The 17,418-nt window shown below is 60.9% G+C and carries 15 protein-coding genes; 12 read left to right on the top strand and 3 right to left on the bottom strand.

What is annotated here, in order from left to right; all coding sequences use genetic code 11:
* Positions 1-848: LysR substrate-binding domain-containing protein (locus EPO09_RS15040; RefSeq protein WP_290644142.1), on the top strand; the 848-nt coding region annotated here is incomplete at its 5' end.
* A 6-nt stretch (positions 849-854) separates the two neighbouring features.
* Here the strand turns inward: EPO09_RS15040 and EPO09_RS15035 are convergent.
* On the bottom strand, positions 855-2,144 hold the full coding sequence (locus EPO09_RS15035) for an EAL and HDOD domain-containing protein (protein ID WP_290644141.1): 1,290 nt from the start codon (positions 2,142-2,144) through the stop codon (positions 855-857).
* Between the two features lie 262 nt (positions 2,145-2,406).
* Here EPO09_RS15035 and EPO09_RS15030 point away from each other — a divergent pair, with 262 nt between their 5' ends.
* The 11 genes from EPO09_RS15030 to EPO09_RS14980 all read left to right on the top strand — a co-directional run bounded on the left by EPO09_RS15030 (position 2,407) and on the right by EPO09_RS14980 (position 14,688).
* Positions 2,407-2,979, top strand: coding sequence for a hypothetical protein (locus EPO09_RS15030; protein WP_290644140.1), 573 nt, complete (start codon positions 2,407-2,409; stop codon positions 2,977-2,979).
* A 10-nt stretch (positions 2,980-2,989) separates the two neighbouring features.
* Positions 2,990-4,240: a glycosyltransferase gene (locus EPO09_RS15025; RefSeq protein ID WP_290644139.1), complete on the top strand. Its 1,251-nt coding sequence runs from the start codon at positions 2,990-2,992 to the stop codon at positions 4,238-4,240.
* Between the two features lie 168 nt (positions 4,241-4,408).
* Positions 4,409-5,833 carry a chain length determinant protein EpsF gene (gene epsF / locus EPO09_RS15020; RefSeq protein WP_290644138.1) on the top strand — a complete coding sequence of 475 codons (1,425 nt, stop codon included), beginning with the start codon at positions 4,409-4,411 and terminating at the stop codon, positions 5,831-5,833.
* A gap of 14 nt (positions 5,834-5,847) precedes the next feature.
* Positions 5,848-6,717 (top strand): polysaccharide biosynthesis tyrosine autokinase, encoded by an 870-nt coding sequence (locus EPO09_RS15015; RefSeq protein WP_290644137.1) that lies wholly within the window; start codon positions 5,848-5,850, stop codon positions 6,715-6,717.
* Between the two features lie 7 nt (positions 6,718-6,724).
* Positions 6,725-7,651, top strand: coding sequence for an exosortase B (xrtB, locus tag EPO09_RS15010; protein WP_290644136.1), 927 nt, complete (start codon positions 6,725-6,727; stop codon positions 7,649-7,651).
* Positions 7,652-7,707: 56 nt separating this feature from the next.
* Positions 7,708-8,388, top strand: a complete 681-nt coding sequence (locus EPO09_RS15005) for an exosortase C-terminal domain/associated protein EpsI (RefSeq protein ID WP_290644135.1) — start codon at positions 7,708-7,710, stop codon at positions 8,386-8,388.
* 8 nt (positions 8,389-8,396) lie between these two features.
* Positions 8,397-9,671 carry a hypothetical protein gene (locus EPO09_RS15000; protein WP_290644134.1) on the top strand — a complete coding sequence of 425 codons (1,275 nt, stop codon included), beginning with the start codon at positions 8,397-8,399 and terminating at the stop codon, positions 9,669-9,671.
* Positions 9,668-10,852, top strand: a complete 1,185-nt coding sequence (locus EPO09_RS14995; protein WP_290644133.1) for a glycosyltransferase family 4 protein — start codon at positions 9,668-9,670, stop codon at positions 10,850-10,852. The genes EPO09_RS15000 and EPO09_RS14995 overlap by 4 nt, the downstream gene beginning before the upstream one ends.
* The gene (locus EPO09_RS14990; RefSeq protein ID WP_290644132.1) at positions 10,824-11,882 is read left to right on the top strand and encodes a glycosyltransferase; all 1,059 of its coding nucleotides are present in this window, start codon (positions 10,824-10,826) and stop codon (positions 11,880-11,882) included. The genes EPO09_RS14995 and EPO09_RS14990 overlap by 29 nt, the downstream gene beginning before the upstream one ends.
* Before the next feature lie 3 nt (positions 11,883-11,885).
* Positions 11,886-13,079: a glycosyltransferase gene (locus EPO09_RS14985; RefSeq protein ID WP_290644131.1), complete on the top strand. Its 1,194-nt coding sequence runs from the start codon at positions 11,886-11,888 to the stop codon at positions 13,077-13,079.
* The gene (locus EPO09_RS14980; protein WP_290644130.1) at positions 13,069-14,688 is read left to right on the top strand and encodes a hypothetical protein; all 1,620 of its coding nucleotides are present in this window, start codon (positions 13,069-13,071) and stop codon (positions 14,686-14,688) included. Before EPO09_RS14985 ends, EPO09_RS14980 begins: the two co-directional genes overlap by 11 nt.
* Here EPO09_RS14980 and EPO09_RS14975 read toward each other — a convergent pair.
* A complete protein-coding gene (locus tag EPO09_RS14975) occupies positions 14,668-16,128 on the bottom strand; it encodes a DUF1501 domain-containing protein (protein ID WP_290644129.1) in 1,461 nt (486 codons plus the stop codon). The genes EPO09_RS14980 and EPO09_RS14975 overlap by 21 nt on opposite strands.
* Positions 16,125-17,418: DUF1800 family protein (locus EPO09_RS14970; RefSeq protein ID WP_290644128.1), on the bottom strand; the 1,294-nt coding region annotated here is incomplete at its 5' end. The genes EPO09_RS14970 and EPO09_RS14975, both read right to left, overlap by 4 nt.

Here is a 17,418-nt window from a genome sequence, read left to right as displayed (position 1 = left end):
CTGCCTCTCGCTTGGAGAGTTTCAGCAAAGCCGCCGCTGAGCTGCACCTGACCACAGCGGCCATCAGCCAGCAAATCAAGCAATTGGAGGGGCACCTGGACATGCCCTTGTTCAGGCGCCTCACCAGACGGGTCGAGCTGACCGAAGCGGGCGCAGCCTTCGCCGAAGTCGTCCGCCAGACCTTGAACTGCTATCGGCTGGGGCACGCGGACCTCTTGCACCGCTACACGCGGCCGGTCTTGCGCATGAGTGCGTCAGTTTTCGTGGCCCACGAACTGCTGATTCCCCGGCTGGGCGCGTTCCAGACCGACTACCCCAACGTGGATATCCGGCTGGAGGCCAGCATGGCGCTGGTCGATTTCGAACACGACCCGATAGACGCCGCAGTGAGACTGGGCAGCGGCAACTGGCCTGGCCTGGAGGCCCTGCCCTTGTGCACCTGCCAGGCCATTCTGGTGGCATCGCCCGATCTGCTCAAGCGCAAACCCATCCGATCGCTGCAAGACCTGCAACACCACACGCTCATCCATCCTCGCCAGACGCATACCGATTGGGACATGGTGGCCCGCTTTGCCAACCTGCCCCGGCTGGAGCGGCAAGGCGATCTGGTGCTGGACTCTGATCTGGCTGCGATCAAGGCCGCCGAGGCCGGCCTGGGCGTCACGCTAGCCGTGGTTCCCAAAGGCCTGCCCTTATTGCGTGAGAGACGCTTGCGCGCCGTCTTGCCGCCTGTCGACCTGCCCATCCAGTCCTACTTCGTTTTCCGGCCCAACGACGGCAAGGAAGCCTTGCTGATGGATGCCTACCGCTGGATCAAGCAAGCCCTTGACGACTTCTCCGGCGGTTGAGGAACATCACGCCAGTTGAACGGCCTGCTCGGCCCACTGCTGGGCTTCATTGCGGTAGCTCGTCAAGGCGTCCGGCACGATGCCCAACGAAACCGACAACTGCGTGGCACGGCGTACCTGACAACGTTCGACCGCCAGTGCCAGCGACAGAAACGGGCCATACGGCCCTTCACTTCTGAGCAAAACATCACGGATCACCGCAGGCAGGGTCAGATCCTGGAGTACAGCGCCAATGGGCATACCCAACAGCGTATCCACAAACGACAGCAGGCCGACCAGAAACAATTCGTCCGCGTTCTGACGCGTGCCCACGGCCAAGCCTGCCTTTTCCAGAAAGCTGGCTCTGGCCAAGGCGACCTCCAGCAAGGCATCGTCTCTCGCCCGATCAGCGCCCGTACGAAAGAGCGACACCGCCAGCCAGCGGTACAAGGTCTCACGCCCCAGCACCACAATGGCCTGATCGATGCCGGTCAATGGCGCTTTCAAGCCATAAGCCGGCGCATTGGCCATGGACAGCAAATGCACCGAGACACTCGGATCGCGCTTGGCCACGGCAGCCAAGGCATCCGCATCACCGTCGTTGCGCAGAAGATTGAGCATGTCCATGAGCACCATGCGGCTGTCGGACATCTTCTCGCCCTGCTCCCGCTCGTCGATCGTGGACAGAAAGTAGCCCATGGCGAATTCGATCCCCATGGCGACGCACATGTGGCGCAACGGCCATGTCGCGACATTCTCGACCAGCAAGATCAGATGAGGTGCAGCCTCCTGCAGCGCAATGACCAATTGCTCGAAGGCGTCAATGGCTTGCGTACTAACGTCTATCAAGGCATGAGTGGCCAGGGACAAGGCCGGTGCCATGGCAGCCAGCGTCGCGGCATCGCCAATGGACAAAGCCAGCCCGACACCGCTGGTCCGCAAGGTCTTGAGGACGTTGAGATGCCGGGGTTCGATCAGGTCCTCTGGGCGGCACCGCACATGCAAAACAGTGTGCGGCGCACGAATCGCGGCCACATCCAGGAGCAATACGTCCTCCAAAAGAATAGAAATCATGGCTGTTCGACGTTCAGCCAGCGCACGCACATTGGCATCCGCCAAGGCCGCTTCATAGCAAGCCACAGTGGGCATGCCGCCCTCTGCCGGTACCCCGCAACTGAATCGATAGCCAGCCAGCCGACCCGCGCTGTCGAGCATTTCCTCACGCAACAGCATCAGCCGGGCGGCAGGCGAGGCGATCGGGCTAGAGGGCGCGCCAGTGCTGACCTGCGGCGAGGCGCCACGGACAGGCGAGGGCACCAGGGCCACCTGAACGCCTGCACGATGAAACAACTGCCGAAAAAAACGAAGTAGGTCCATGAACGCGCAGACCCTGCCTTGTCGGGAATGGGACCCTCCATAAGTCGGCACGAAGCCCAGGTAATGAAGCCGCGCAATGAGATCTTCGGTGCATTCGGCCAAATTGTGCCGCCTTGTAACCATAGTCCGAACGGATCACACCTCTTTAAGCCGGTGCCACAAGCAGCCCTGAGCATGGGAGCCTGTCCAGACATCCCACGCCATGACTGAGCCACGCAGCCCCAACATCTCGTCCACGGAACAGCTCGTTCGGGCGCATTGGCGTCATGTGGCAGGCGTGATGGTCACGTTGGCTTTCAGTGCCTATATCGATCTGGCTACAGGCTATGAGGTCTCCGTCTTTCTGCTCTACATGTTGCCGGTGGCACTGGCGACGAGGTGGATGGGCATATCGGGCGGTGTGCTCACCGCCATGTTGGCCACGGCACTGTGGGTATGGGCGGACATCCAAAGCGGTCACCGCTATAGCCACGCCTGGTTTTTGTACGTCAACGCCGCCAACCGCCTGGCCTGCTTCTTGTTGAGCGTGGCCGTCATCCGCTATGTTCAAGCACGCCGCCAGGCCCTGCTCACACGCGTTCAGGCCTTGACCGGCGAGATGAATGTCTGCAACGCATGTGAACGCGTGGGTTCAGCTGATGGCTACTGGCGGCCATTCGAGAACTACCTGATCGAAGTCGCCCAGGCGGACGTTCATCACAAGATCTGCCCTGACTGCGCCCGCCGTCAATACGCGCGCGCGTCCTACCGCTCGCACTCGGGTCAAACCGGCTAAGTCGTACCCTATGTCATTTCGCATCCTGCACTGCATCTCTTCCGTCGACCCCAGAAAGGGCGGCCCGATTGAAGGCCTCAAGCAACTGTCATCGATCAACCAGAAGCAAGGTCATCAAGTTGAGGTGCTGTGCCTGGACAAGCCCGATGACCCATGGGTGCGCGATTGCCCGCTGACCTGCCATGCGATGGGCCCCAGTCACATCGGCAACTACCAATACAGCCCACGCTGGGTTCCCTGGCTCAAGGCCAATGCACATCGCTTTGATGCCGTCATCGTCAATGGCATCTGGCAATACCACGCCTTTGGCACCTGGCAGGCCTTGCGTCACACAGCCACGCCCTACTTCGTGTTCACCCACGGCATGCTGGACCCCTGGTTCAAGCGCAACTACCCGCTCAAGCACCTCAAGAAGTGGCTGTTCTGGCCATGGGCTGAATACCGCGTGCTGCGCGACGCCACGGCCGTCATGTTCACCTGCGAAGACGAACGACGCCTGGCTCGCCAATCCTTCTGGCTGTACAAGTGCGACGAATACGTCGTGAACTACGGCACCAGCGCGCCGCCAGCCAATGTGGCCGAGCAGGCATCTGCTTTCTCGCAACGATTTCCCGCGTTGCAAGGCAAACGTCAACTGCTCTTCCTGGGCCGCGTTCACGAGAAGAAGGGCACAGACATGCTCTTCAAAGCATTTGCTGCCCTGCGCCAGCGCGCGCCGGCACAACTGGCCGATGTCCAACTGGTCATGGCCGGCCCTGCCGATCACGACTACGGCAAGCAGATGCAAGCACTGGCCAAATCGCTGGACTTGCAGAACCACGTCACCTGGACGGGCATGTTGAGTGGCGATGAAAAGTGGGGGGCCTTCCGTTGTGCAGAGGCTTTCATCCTGCCCTCGCACCAGGAAAATTTCGGCATTGCCGTTGCCGAATCACTGGCCTGTGGCCTGCCCGTACTCATCTCCAATCAAGTGAACATCTGGCGGGAGATTCAACAAGCAGAAGGCGGCCTGGTGGACGTCGATACGCAAGAAGGCACCGAGCGCCTGATCACCCGCTGGCTTCAGACACCACCGGATGAGTGGGCCCGCATGCGCGTCAAGGCAGCGCATTGCTTCAACCAACGCTTCCTGATTGACCGCACCGCCGAATCATTCATCGAGGCCATGGAGGTATTCGGCATGCGCACCACCACTTATGACAAACGCATGACAAAGAGCCGTTTGCCCACCTTTCAAATCGGGGGTGACACAAATGCATGAGCCATTCGGTTCTGACTACGTCCTGTAATAATCCGTCCGTAGACTGCTTCGCATCGGGTCGCTTGGCCCTTGTCGGAGTCTCGGGATGCGCTCATCTTCCCCGTTCAGTCTGTTTGCCAAACTCATCGCCCGCCCTCGCGTCTTAGCGTCCCGTATCGGGAGGGCCGCATGACCTTCAAGCAGATCCTCGCCGTGCTGCGAGCTCGCTGGTGGGTGGCGCTCGGAGTGGCTGCGCTCACCATGAGCGTGGCGGTAGCGATTACCTTGACCACGCCCAAGACCTATGTGGCAACGGCATCGGTGCTGCTGGACGTCAAGAACGCCGACCCTATCGTGGGCATGGTCTCACCTTCCATGGCAACACCAGCGTTTTTGGTGACGCAGGTCGATATCCTCAAAAGCAAGCGCGTGGGCATGAAGGTGATTCGCAACCTGAGGTTGCAAGAGTCAGATGAGATGCGTCAACGCTGGACGCAAGAGACCAAGGCTACCGGTGACTTCCAAGGCTGGCTGGCCACCCTGCTCCAAAACAGCATGGATGCGCGGCCTTCGCGTGGCTCCAACGTCATCTTCGTGACCTACAAGGCCGCGTCACCTCAATTTGCCGCCGTGGTCGCCAATGGCTTTGTGCAGGCCTATCTGGAAACAGTGCTGGAGCTGCGCACCAACCCGGCCAAGTCCTCCAAGGACTTCTTCGATGCCAACGCCAAGTCCGCGCGCCAGGCACTGGAAAACGCCCAGACTCGCTTGTCGGACTACCAGAACAACCAGGATCTGCTGGTCACCGATGAACGGGTGGACGTGGAAACGGCGCGTCTGAACGAGCTGTCCAACCAACTGGTCTTGATGCAATCGGCCGTGGCTGACTCCAGCAGCAGACAGGCCGCAGCCAAGGCACAAGGCGACCGCTCACCGGACGTGATGGCCAACCCGCTGGTGGCCTCGCTCAAGGCTGATTTGCTCAAGCAGCAGACATCGCTGGAACAACTGTCTACCCGGCTGGGCGAGTCTCACCCATCGGTGCAGGAAGTGCGCACAGGCATTGAAGACACCTCACGCAAGCTGGAAGCGGAAATCCGCCGGGTCACCGGCAGCGTGGGCGTGGGCAACAGCGTGAACGTGTCTCGCCTGGCCCAGGTCAAATCCAGCCTGGACGCCCAGCGCGTCAAGGTCATGAAGCTCAAACTCATTCGCGATGAAGCGGCCATCATGCAGCGCGATGTAGACAACGCACAGCGCGCGTATGACGGCGTTCAGGCCCGCATGAACAACACGAGTCTGGAAAGCCAGGCCAATCAAGCCAACGTGACGTCACTGGAAACCGCCGTGGCGCCTGCCACACCGGACACACCCCGCATCGGCAGCAACCTGGCACTGGGCGCCCTGCTGGCCGCGCTGTTGGCCACGGCAGCAACCTTGCTGCTGGAAGCATGGGATCGACGCTTTCGGGTGGCGGAAGAGGCCGAGTGGCTCCTGCAGCAGCCCGTCGTTGGGCGCATGCCAAGTTTTCGCAAGCTGATCAAGGACAGCGCCAAGCCCGGAACCGTGGCAACGCCATCGCCCGCCCTGCTGGCCTTGACCTCCAAGACCTGAGAGCCCAACACGATATGAATGCATTTGCACAAGACCGCATGGACACAACAGGCATCGCTCAGATCGGCGACATCCTGCAAAAATCCAAAGGACTGAGCGCCGAACAGGTCAACCTTGCGTTGCAGTATCAGCGCGAACATGGTGTTCGCTTTGGTGATGCCATTGTGGCCATGGGGCTGGCTCGCCGCGAAGAAGTGGTCTGGGCCCTGTCTCAGCAATTCCACTATCCATACCTGCCCGAATCAGAGCGCAAGCTGCACCCGGATCTGGTTCTGGCCAACCAGCCCTTTGTCGAAGAGGTCGAAGCATTCCGCGATCTGCGCTCGCAACTGGTCATGGGCGTGATGGGTGACGCCGACCAGCGATGCGCCCTGGCCATCACCAGCTCGGATCAAGGCGACGGCAAGACCTTTGCGGCAGCCAACCTGGCCATCGCCTTTGCGCAACTGCCCGGCCGCACCTTGTTGATCGATGCCAATTTGCGCACCCCTCGCCTGCACCAGATCTTCGGCGTGAAGGCCACTCCGGGCCTGAGCGGCGTGCTGGCCGGACACCACGAACAGCAGGCCATCTCACCCATCAAGCAGATGCCCAATCTCTATCTGATGGCCGCTGGCGCCCTGGCGCCCAACCCAGCCGAGCTGCTGCAACAAGCCACTTTTGGTTTTCTGTTGCGAGAGCTGCTGGAGAAGTTTGATCATGTTCTGGTTGACACGCCGTCTTACTCGGTGGGATCGGATGCACGGGTCATCGGTGTGCACTGTGGGGCCGCGCTGATCGTGGGGCGCAAACATGCCAGCCGCATGCCTCGTATGCAGACACTTGTCACGATGCTGAACAAGAGCAAAGTCAAACTGGCCGGCGTTCTGGTCAACGAGTTCTGATTTCACCATGCCCCCGATCACCTCCACTGCGACCGGCCCCGCCAATGTGCCAGCCGGCCCGTCGTTTCCGATTGACCTGATCGGCATTGCGCTGGCCATGGTGGCCATGTATGTGCCCACCTTGATGACGCTGTTCCAGGACGGATCCGGCGCGCTGTGGCGAGAGGGTGAGCACAGTCACGGGCCCATCATGCTGGCATTGGCGCTGTGGTTGACCCACATGCGGTGGCAAGAGTACGTGTCCACGCGCGGCGAGCCGCACGCAGGCAAATCAGAAGTGATGGCCGCTTGGGGCATGCTGTTGATGGGTGCGCTGCTCTACACGCTGTCTCGCGCTTTGGGTGTGATCTACCTGGAGGTAGCGTCATTCATCCCCATGTTGATGGGCGTCATCTTGCTGAGAGGCGGTTGGTCACTGCTGTCAGCCCTGAAGTTTCCCGTGTTCTTCTGCATCTTCATGGTGCCCCTGCCGGCTTTCTTGATTGACGGCATCAGCCATTGGTTCAAGACACAGGTGTCGATCGTCGTGGCCGACCTGCTGTGGCAATTCGGCTACCCGATCTCTCGCTCCGGCGTGGTGCTGTCGATCGGCCCTTATCAACTGCTGGTCGCCGATGCCTGTGCCGGCATGCGCACCTTGTTCATGCTGGAGGCCATGGGCATCTTCTACCTCAATGTGATCCGCCACAGCTCCATGCTGCGTAACGTGGGCCTGGCCTTGCTGATCGTGCCCATCAGCTTCACAGCCAATACCTTGCGTGTGATCGCCTTGACCTTGATCACCTTCCACTTTGGCGATGAGGCTGGACAAGGCTTCATGCATGGCTTTGCCGGCATCGTGCTGTTCGCCACCGCCATGCTGCTGATGATGGGCGTAGATACCTTCTTGCGCTCTCTCTCCGCAGCCCGCGACAAACGAAAGGCCAACGCATGAACCAGGCAATGAGCGCTTGGGTAGCCGCGCCGGTTCTACCCCGAGGCAGATTCATCGTGGCAGCAGGCCTCATGTTGCTGGCCTTGCTGGCAGGCAAGTTGATGCAACCGAGTCGCTTGTGGACACAGGTGATCGGCGATCCCATCTACGCCAACACCTTGCCCCATCAGTTTGGCGACTGGAAACGCTCCGATCTGGGCGTGCAAGCTGTGGTCAACCCCGTTCAGTCGGAGATGCTGGAGCGCATCTACAGCGAAACAGTTGCTGCCAGCTATGTGCAGCAGTCCACCGGGCGCGTGCTGATCCTGTCCATCGCTTATGGACGCAACCAGTCTTCCGACACCCAGTTGCACACGCCAGAGATGTGCTACAGCTCGCAAGGGTTCAAGGTGGGCGACAGCCAGGTCGCACACCTGTCTACGCCATGGGGCAGCCTGCCAGTTCGCCAAGTGCCCACATCCATGGGCAACCGCTCAGAACCCCTCACCTACTTCATCCGCAATTCACGACGCGTCACCACAGACAGTTCGCTGTCGCGCAATCTGGCACGCATGGAAGTCGCGTTGCGTGGCTATGTAGGTGATGGCCTGCTGGTACGCGTGTCGGAAATCACGCCCCGTGACGACGCGTTTGCACTCCAATCGCGCTTCCTCACCGATTTCCTGAGTGCATTGACACCGGCCCAGCGTGAGCTTTACATCGGCGCCAATCAGGCCGCCCTCCCTGCCCGCCCATGAACCCCTTGATGTCTCGCATCATCGCGGCCATGGGGGCCGGCATGCTGGGGCAAGGCGTGAACATCGCCATCCAGTTGCTGTCTTTGCCCGTGTTCCTGCATTGGTGGGATCTGAATCAATACGGGCAGTGGTTGATGCTGTCGGCCATGCCGGCTTATTTGTCCATGGCCGATGTGGGCATGGTCAGCACGGCGGGCAATCGGATGACCATGGCCATGGGGCGAGGCGATGTGCTTGAGGCCAATCGCGTCTTCCACAGCGCCACCGTGTTCATGGCCTTGACCTGCGGTGGCCTGGCCCTGTTATCTGTGGCCCTGATATGGGGCATCGGCCTGCCCGGCGTGACATCCCCTACCGAGCGTGGCGCGCTGCTTTGCCTGTGCCTGGGTGTGCTGGTGAGCTTTGGTGGAGGTCTTGCAGACGCCATGTTCCGCGCCAGCCATCGCTACGCGCTGGGCAATGCGCTGGGCACCTTGGTTCGCCTGAGCGAATGGATGGGCTCGGTCGTGGGCTTGTGGTGGGGGCAGGATCTCTTTGCCGTGGCCTTGGGCGGCTTGTTGTGGCGCGTGGCCGGCACCTTGCTCATGGCCGCGTGGAGCCGGCACCAGGCCATGGGGCTGCAATGGGGGCTGCGTGATGCGCATCTGGCCGAGGTCAAAGGCATGGCGCAACCCGCCATGGCCTTCATGCTGTTCCCTCTTGCGAACGCCATCACGTTTCAGGGTCTGACGCTCCTCACAGGGCATTTGCTGGGTCCCGCCATGGTCGCCGTGTTCAACACCTATCGCACCCTGGCTCGGGTCGCCGTGCAGATCACGGCCACGCTCAGCCATGCCTTGTGGTCGGAGTTCTCGCGCTTGTTCGGACAAGGGGGCGCACCAGCCATCTCGGGCCTGTATGCCCGTTCAGCCCAACTCGGTTTGTGGGGATCGCTGGCCTTCAGTGGCGTGCTGTACCTGATCGGCCCCACGCTGCTGGACTGGTGGACGCATGGCGCCGTGCCCGCACATGGCGAGTTGCTGGCCTGGCTGCTGCTGTATGCCGCCACCTGCGGCGCCTGGCACATCCCGCGCGTGGCCTTGATGGCCACCAACCAGCACCAGGGCCTGGCTCAGGGCATCGTGCTGATCAGCGCGGCGGGCTTTGGCCTGTCATGGCTGCTGGCCCGCCAATGGCAGGTTGAAGGCGTCGCCGCGGGCATGACACTGGCTGAAATGGCCTGCGCCATGTGGTGCGTGCTGTCCTTGCGCAAAGTCATGTCACCCAGAGAGGCCTGGGCATGAAGGTCGTCTTGAGCACACCCGGCCGCTTCCACACCTTTGACCTGGCCCGGCAACTGCACCAACGCGGCGCTTTGCGCACCGTGTTCAGCGGCTACCCGCGCTTCAAGTTGAAGAACGAGCACCTGCCCCACGACAAGATCCGCACCTGGCCCTGGTTGCAGACACCCTATATGGCAGTGGCCGGGCGCTTCTCCGCAGGCATACGGCGTGAATGGGAGTGGCAAGGCCAAAGAGCGCTGGACGCGCATGTCGCGCGCAAGTTGCCGCATTGCGACGTGCTCGTTGCCCTGTCCGGTGGCGGCTTGCAATCGGGCATCAAAGCCCAATCGCGCGGCAACATCTACGTGTGTGATCGGGGATCGGCTCACATCCGGGTTCAGGATCAACTCATGCGATCCGAAGCCGAGCGCTGGGGTTTTGCCTTCGAAGGCATCGACCCGCGTGTGATCGACATGGAAGAGCAGGAATACGCGCAAGCCGATGCGATCACCGTGCCCTCCACCTTCAGCCAGCGCAGCTTTGCCGCGCAAGGTGTCGATACCAATCGGGTTCACTTGCTGCCTTACGGCGTGGACGTCAGCCGCTTCAGGCCGGATGGCGAAGCAACGCCAGGCCGCTTTGACATCCTGTACGCCGGCAGCATGACACTCAACAAAGGCGTGCCCTATCTGCTGAAGGCCTTCCGCGCGCTGTCGCATCCCGCCAAGCGCCTGTGGATTGCGGGCACGCCTGATGAAGCCTTCATCACCAGGATGAAGGCCCTGCGCCTGTGGCCGGACGACGTGCAACTGCTGGGCCACCTCCCGCAGGATGAACTGGCACGGCGCATGTCGCGGTCGCACGTTCTGGTGCTGCCCAGCATGCAGGACGGCTTTGGCATGGTGCTGTCGCAGGCCATGGCCTGTGGCTGCGTGCCGGTGGCCAGTTCGCATACGGGTGCCTGGGATGCCTTTGATGACGGCATCAGTGGCCTGGTCTTTCCCGCGGGGGATGCCGATGCCCTGACCGACAAGCTGCAATTCCTCGCTGATCAGCCAGCGCAGTTGCAGGCCATGCGTAATGCCGCTTTGCAGGCCGTGCAACACATTGGCGGCTGGCAACGCTATGGCGACCAAGCCTACTCACTCTATCAATCTCTCGTGACGGCATCCCATGCGCGTGCTCTACATCGGGGTCAGTGACCCTGCTTCCACGACCCGTCATCGGGCCGATGCCATGCGCCGCCTGGGTGCGAGCGTGACCCACCTGGATCCGCTGCAAGCCATGGGTGATCGGTTGCACGGCTGGGCTGGTCGGCTGCACTATCGCAGCGGCTACCTCTTGCTGGCCCGGGCCATGCAAAGCTGGTTGCGTGCCGAACTGAAAAGCCTGCCCGCTGTCGATCTCGTCTGGGTAGACAGTGGCGAGTTGCTGTCTGCCGGCACCGTGCAGTTGCTCAAACGCCTTGGCGCACCCATCGTGCTGTTCAACCATGATGACCCGACAGGCACACGTGACCGGTTGCGCTTCCTGGGCCTGCGCCGGGCTATCGCACTATACGACCTGTGCATCGTCATGCGCGCACCGAACGTCGAGGAATACAAGCAACATGGCGCCCGCGACGTGCTGCGCAGCTGGATGACATTCGATGAATTGAAGCACCAGCTCGATCACAGTGATCGCCCCGTTCCAGTTCACCTGCAAAGCGACATTGCCTTCATCGGCGGCAATCACAAGCAGGAAGGGCGAGATCTGTTTTTGCTGCAATTGATCGACGCTGGCTTGAACCCGGCCATTTGGGGCGACGGCTGGGACCGTTCAGCGCAATGGCACAGGCTCAAGCCGCATTGGCGAGGCCCATCTATCTCTGGCCAGGATTATGTAGATGCCATGCGCGGTGCCAAGATCTGTCTGGGGTTCCTGTCCAAGGGCAACCGTGATCAGCACACCACCCGAACCATGGAGATCCCCGCTGCAGGCGGCCTGCTGTGCGCCAAGCGCACCGATGAACACACGGCCTTGTACCGAGAAGGTGAAGAGGCCGTGTTCTGGCTGGACGCCTACGAATGCATCCAGCACTGTCGTGAACTGCTCGCGCACCCGGAGCGGCGCGAACGCATCCGCGCGGCAGGGCGTGCACGACTAAAGCGCAATCAGTGCGGCAACGAGGATCTGGTGCGCCGAGTCTGGCAACGCCTGGGCCTGTTGCCCGCCAGCCAACAACAGGCCTGAATCATGGTCAACAAGGTCTATATCTTCGACAGCCATCCCGTGCAATACAAGGCGCCGGTCTACCAGGCCATGGCGCGCATGGCACCGGGCACCTTCGAAGTCATCTATGCCACAGACGCCTCCGTTCGCAAGGGCCATGTGGACCGCGAGTTCGGCCAGGCCGTGGCCTGGGACACACCGCTGTTGCAAGGCTATGACTTCCGAGTGCTGAACAACGAGCAAGGCGTGCCGTTGAGCGGGCCTCGCAGCCTGACAGGACGCGGCATCTGGTCGCTGATGCGCCGTGAAAAGCCCAAGGCCGTTTTGCTCACGCAAGCGTATTACCGCTTCGACCATGCCGCCTACCTCGCCGCACTGGCCTTGCAGGTACCCATCCTGATTCGGCAAGAAACGCAGGATGACATGCAGGCCGGCACACGCGGCCGCCTCAAATCATGGGCGCGCTACCTGGCCTATCGCGCCATGTATGCCCCCGTTCAGCACGCCTTCTCGTTCGGGCATCTCAATCGCCAACATTTGCAACGCCATGGCTTTGCCGACAGGCAATTGAGCACGGCGCACTTCTCGGTGGTCGATGCTGTTTCTCATCTCACAACGGACGAGAAAACGAGCCGACGCGACAAGCTTCGAGCCGCAATGGGCGTCAGGCCGGATCAAGTCATCGTCGGCTTCTTCGGCAAGCTGATCGACATCAAGAACCCGGGGTTGATCATGGATGCCGTTGCTCGCCTGACCAAGTCCGACCACCACCGCCTGCATCTGATGTGGGTAGGCGCTGGTCGACTGCAAGAGGCGCTATCCCCAAAAGCCGAGCAATTGCAAACATCAACTGGCGTACAAAGCAGCTTCTGCGGCTTCATCAACCAATCCGGCCTGCCGGACTACTACCTGGCCTGCGATATCGCCGTACTGCCATCACGCAGCGAGGCCTGGGGGCTGGTGATCAATGAGGCCTTGCATGCGGGTTGTGCTGTGGTCATGAGCGATACGGTCGGCTGCAAACATGAGTTCGGGCATTGGGAACTGGCCCGCGTCTTTCCTGAGGGCAACGCCGATGCGCTGGCTGCAGCGTTGCGCTCGTTGATGGAGGCACCACGGGACTTCGACTGGGCGCATGGCCGCATGCAGGCCTACACCACCGAGGCGGCGGCCCACGCGATGGTCCGTGTTGTGAAGGAGTTCATTGATGCACATTGATCCCGCAGATGGCACGCTGCAGGCAAAGGTGCCCATCGCGCTTCCTTGCCGCGCCATAGACGTCTTCTTCGTGGCGCTGCTGTGCGTGCTGTGCCTGTCAGGCCTGTTTCAGGCGCTCAAGCTCGGCCCGGACCCTGACAACTTGATCAGCGTGGCCTGTACCGTTGTCAGCTCCAGCCTGATGCTGCTGTATGTGTGGCGCAGCAACGCACTGGTCACGCACCCGATGTCCGCACTGGCCTTGTTGGGCATGACAGTCACAAGCCAGATGGCGTCCTTGCTGATTCAGACCATGGACCTCAACAGCTTCACCCGATGGCTGAGAGCGCCCGTCATGACCTTCTCGCTGCTGGCCATGCTTCACCTGGTTGCGATCGCCACACATTGGGCTTACCGGCACCTGACATCCGTCCAGCATTTCACTGAAGGCGTCGCCCGGCATGTCTGGTCGCCATTGGGCATCCTCAAAGTGCCGCCTGTTCACATCATCTGGCTGCTGTCCATCATTGGCTTCGTGTCTTACGTCACGGGTGGTGGCGCAACGGGTGACGTAGGCGGCAAGTTCATCGCGGCCGCCGGTTTCCTCATGTGGTTGCCCTTCATGATCCCGTTCTACCAACAATTGCAGAACGGCCGCTATTGCCAGCTCAGCAGGCATGTGCCCGTGATCATTGCCTATGCCTTGTTGATCGCCGCCGTTGCCATCGTCCGCAACTTCCGGCAAATCATGTTCATCGGGCCCATTCAGGCGATGTTCGTGTACTTGCTGTATGTGGCACGAGATGACAGACTGGCCACCAGCAAGACCGTCTGGCGGCTCGTCGGCAGTGTCGTGATTCTGGCAGCCGGAGTCTGGATCGTTTCAGATCTGGTTACCGCGATGTCGATGATGCGTGAAAAGCGGGACAAGTCAACGCCCATGGAAATGCTGCGCGGCACAGCCGAGGCCTACATGGACAAAGCCGGCATCCAGCATGCCCGAGACGATCGTTTTCTGGATGCATTGATCAACCCATACGACGAAACCTACCTCAGCAACCCCGCACTGGCCCGCTTCTCCGAGACCAAGTTCCACGACAACATGTTCTTCCTGTCGCGTGATCTCAGCGATGCAGAGGTCGAAGTGCTCGCGCAGGCGATCTGGCGGCACACCCTGGCCACGCTGCCTCAAAACGTGCTTGACATGCTTGACATCCCGCTGGACAAGAACCAGAACATGTTCTCCATGGGCGACGTACACCTGAACCTGATGACGGGCTCCGAGATGGGTTCATTCGTGACTGGCTCGCTATGGGCGGATGTCTACGCGTTGACTGGCCGCTTCATGCCCTTCGTTGCAGCAGGCTTGATGTTGTTGACCTTCATCGTACTGGATAGCCTCACACGCCTGGATATGGGGCACTTCATCTCACCAGCGACCTTGTGCGGCACATGGCCGATCTTCGTGTACGGCATGGGTGGGGAATCTCTGGCGTTCAAAGCGTCGCTGTTGCTGCGTGATATCCCTCAACGGGCCCTGCTCTACGCCTTGGCGTTGGCGCTGGTCAGCGCCACACTGGGCCTGTTCGGGCTGGGCCGCAAGCCCTTGTCAAGCGCGCCACAAACCTGACCCAGCGCCGCCACCGGCAACGAAGGGTGAACGATCGAATCGGGGCAGGTTCGCAAACACATCGGCCAGACCACTGCTGGATACGCCCAGCCAACTGCCCAGGGCGGCGCCGTACTGCTCTACGGATGTGCTTGGCAGCAGCACGCCATTGGTGAGTTGATCATCACTGCCATCAAAATCATTGTTGCGCGTGTTCTTGATACTCAACTGCGGCCAGGTACCGAACACACGCCCGCCCTGCACAGCACCACCCATGATGAAGTGATGCGCGCCCCAACCGTGATCGGTGCCATCGCCATTGCTGGTAAACGAGCGGCCGAAATCAGAGGCCGTGAACGTCGTGACCTTGTCACCCAGGCCCAGGCTTTGCATCAGGCCATCGAAGTAGGCCAGGCCGTGCCCGAGTTGGGTCATCAAGCGAGCATGTTGTGCACTTTGGCCGGAGTGCGTATCGAAGCCTCCCAATGAAACAAACAGAATCTGCCGGCGCAAGCCCAGCGTCCGGTGGCTGGCGATGATGCGCCCAGCTGTCTGAAAGGCTTTGGCCAGTGGGTTGACCATGTTGACACCGCCTTGCTGAATGGTCAGCAGGCGATCATCCGGCCCGAATGGGCTGACTTGATCGGCAGGCAAGGCCGCGTGAAGCTGCCGCTCAGCCAGAAGGCTGCGTTGATTGACATCAGCCAGATCCATGGCCATCTGATGATGCCCATGACTGCTCGCCACCACCTCCTGCAAAGCCTGACTGAGTGTATCCATGCCCTGCGCCGCCCCCATGCGAACAGGCCCACCGGAGGCCACCTGATAGGCGCGCACATCACGTCCCGACAACCACAGCGAATTGCCGCTGACCGTGATGGCCGTGAACAGGCTCTTGTCCTGTCCGGCCATGAGCGAATCCATCATCCGCCCACCCCAGCCTTGCGTTGCCCCTTCCGGCGCCATGGCCTGCCAGGTACTTTGCTGATCATTGTGGGAAAAGAGTTTGCGAGGCCGCGCAGCGGCACCAGACACGTAATTGGCCTTGCTCAAAGGACCGATCAAGGGGCCCACATTGGCCACGATCGCCAAGCGCTTTTGCGTGTTGTACAGCGGCAGGAGCGCCGACAACATGGGATGCAGCGCCAAGGAGGGCTGTGACGCATCACCCCGTTGAAGCGGCAAGACGTTGCTCAAGGCCAAAGGCGCCGGCAACTGATTGCGCACGGCGGTGTAGGCGCGCCAATCACTCTCGCTCGTGCCAAGCACCGTATTGAAGCTGTCGTTGCCGCCATGGAGAAAAACACAAACCAAGGCCTTGTAGTCATCCGCCACGCTGGCCGCTTGTGCGCTGGCGGCCACGAGTGAAGCCAACATGGGCGAGCCAGCCACCGGCCCCAATAGCAGTTTTTTCAAGAGCGCCCGGCGCCCATCACTCAGGCCATCACACAACAAGCTCATCTTTGCACCTCAAAGTCAGGTGATGCGATCGTCAGCAACAGGGCCGCACGTACGCGTTCTCGCCGGGTTGTCAGCGCGTCGCTTCCACTCACGGCAGCCACCGTATCGGTGATCTTCTGAGCCAGGGTGGGTGGCATCGTGCCGTACATCAACGCCTGGTTGATCTCTGCAATCAGTTCAGAAGGGCGATCCGCCAGTACCAACCATGGGTGTGAATCGTCCGTGTTGATGTTCAGTTGGATATCAAGGCGTTTGGCCGTCCCCTCAAACCCCGCACGACCCACGCCATGGTGTATCAACCCGGCCATGAAGTTCACGTAACCGGCTGCGGTGGTCTCATTGGCAATCTGAAGTTCAGGTGCCAACAAACCCGACTGAGCCGAACGACTGCCGGGGCTCATATAGCCAGGCCTGAAGAAGTTGAAGACGGAAGGGGCAGACAGCGGTGACTGCCCCAAGGATTGCCCCTCGTCGATTGTGCTCGTCAGCTGGTAGAAGCCACTGTCCGAGTGCACGCCCGTGGCGCGAGACAAGGCGGTGAAACGCAAGATGGGCTCGCGGACCTTGCCAAACCGATCGGAAGTCAGTTGAGCCTCATCCCTGGCCTCGGGGTCCAGCAAGATCGCCTTGACCACAGCGCCCAAATTCCCGCTGCTGCTGGCAAACACGGCGCTGACTCGCCCGACGTAAGCCGCAGATGGATTGCTCGTTACCAGCCGCTGAATGAGTTGCTTGCTCAAGAAGGGGCCGACGTTGGGGTGTCCAGCAATGCGGTCAAGCGCCACCTTCAGGCTGTCATACGGTGTCGAGAACAGGCTCGCGCCTATTCGCACACCGAGGAAGGACTTGGCATCGCTGCTGTGAAACCTGGTGTAGCCGGCCATGCGCCCGGTGTATTGAGATGGTGTTCCCGGATCAGAGAAGTAGCAGGCTGTGGTGAGGCCCTGCGTGCAACGCCAGCTCCAACCCGTGAACACAGACGCCAATCCGGAGATGTCAGCTGGGCCATAGGTTTCGATGGGTCCGCCATTGGCATCGTTGCGTAGCGAGCCGTCCATCTGCAACTCATACAGGCCAATCGAAAACAGCTGCATCAACTCGCGCGCAAAGTTCTCATCGGGGACACGCCCCGTTTGCGTGTCAGCAGGCAAATTCTTCATGTGCGAGAGGTAGCACCCCATGATGGGGTGCAGCGCGACGCTCTCGATCAAATCACGATAGGTGCCAAAAGCCTGGCGTCCCAGCATGTCGAGATAGTCGGCCACGCCACGGCTGTACGCGTTGTCGCCA

This window comes from Aquabacterium sp. (assembly GCF_004297345.1).
Lineage (GTDB): Bacteria > Pseudomonadota > Gammaproteobacteria > Burkholderiales > Burkholderiaceae_C > Aquabacterium.
The sequence above is the reverse complement of the archived record's forward strand: the minus strand, read 5'-3'. Positions and strand labels throughout refer to the sequence as shown.

What these genes read in the sequence shown, in the direction of transcription:
- EPO09_RS15000 (WP_290644134.1), top strand. Translation starts at nt 8,397, where the DNA reads ATGTCTCGCATCATCGCGGCCATGGGGGCCGGCATGCTGGGGCAAGGC.
- EPO09_RS14995 (WP_290644133.1), top strand. Translation starts at nt 9,668, where the DNA reads ATGAAGGTCGTCTTGAGCACACCCGGCCGCTTCCACACCTTTGACCTG.
- EPO09_RS14990 (WP_290644132.1), top strand. Translation starts at nt 10,824, where the DNA reads ATGCGCGTGCTCTACATCGGGGTCAGTGACCCTGCTTCCACGACCCGT.
- EPO09_RS14980 (WP_290644130.1), top strand. Translation starts at nt 13,069, where the DNA reads ATGCACATTGATCCCGCAGATGGCACGCTGCAGGCAAAGGTGCCCATC.
- EPO09_RS15015 (WP_290644137.1), top strand. Translation starts at nt 5,848, where the DNA reads ATGAATGCATTTGCACAAGACCGCATGGACACAACAGGCATCGCTCAG.
- EPO09_RS15030 (WP_290644140.1), top strand. Translation starts at nt 2,407, where the DNA reads ATGACTGAGCCACGCAGCCCCAACATCTCGTCCACGGAACAGCTCGTT.
- EPO09_RS15025 (WP_290644139.1), top strand. Translation starts at nt 2,990, where the DNA reads ATGTCATTTCGCATCCTGCACTGCATCTCTTCCGTCGACCCCAGAAAG.
- xrtB (WP_290644136.1), top strand. Translation starts at nt 6,725, where the DNA reads ATGCCCCCGATCACCTCCACTGCGACCGGCCCCGCCAATGTGCCAGCC.
- EPO09_RS14985 (WP_290644131.1), top strand. Translation starts at nt 11,886, where the DNA reads ATGGTCAACAAGGTCTATATCTTCGACAGCCATCCCGTGCAATACAAG.
- EPO09_RS14975 (WP_290644129.1), bottom strand. Translation starts at nt 16,128, where the DNA reads ATGAGCTTGTTGTGTGATGGCCTGAGTGATGGGCGCCGGGCGCTCTTG.
- epsF (WP_290644138.1), top strand. Translation starts at nt 4,409, where the DNA reads ATGACCTTCAAGCAGATCCTCGCCGTGCTGCGAGCTCGCTGGTGGGTG.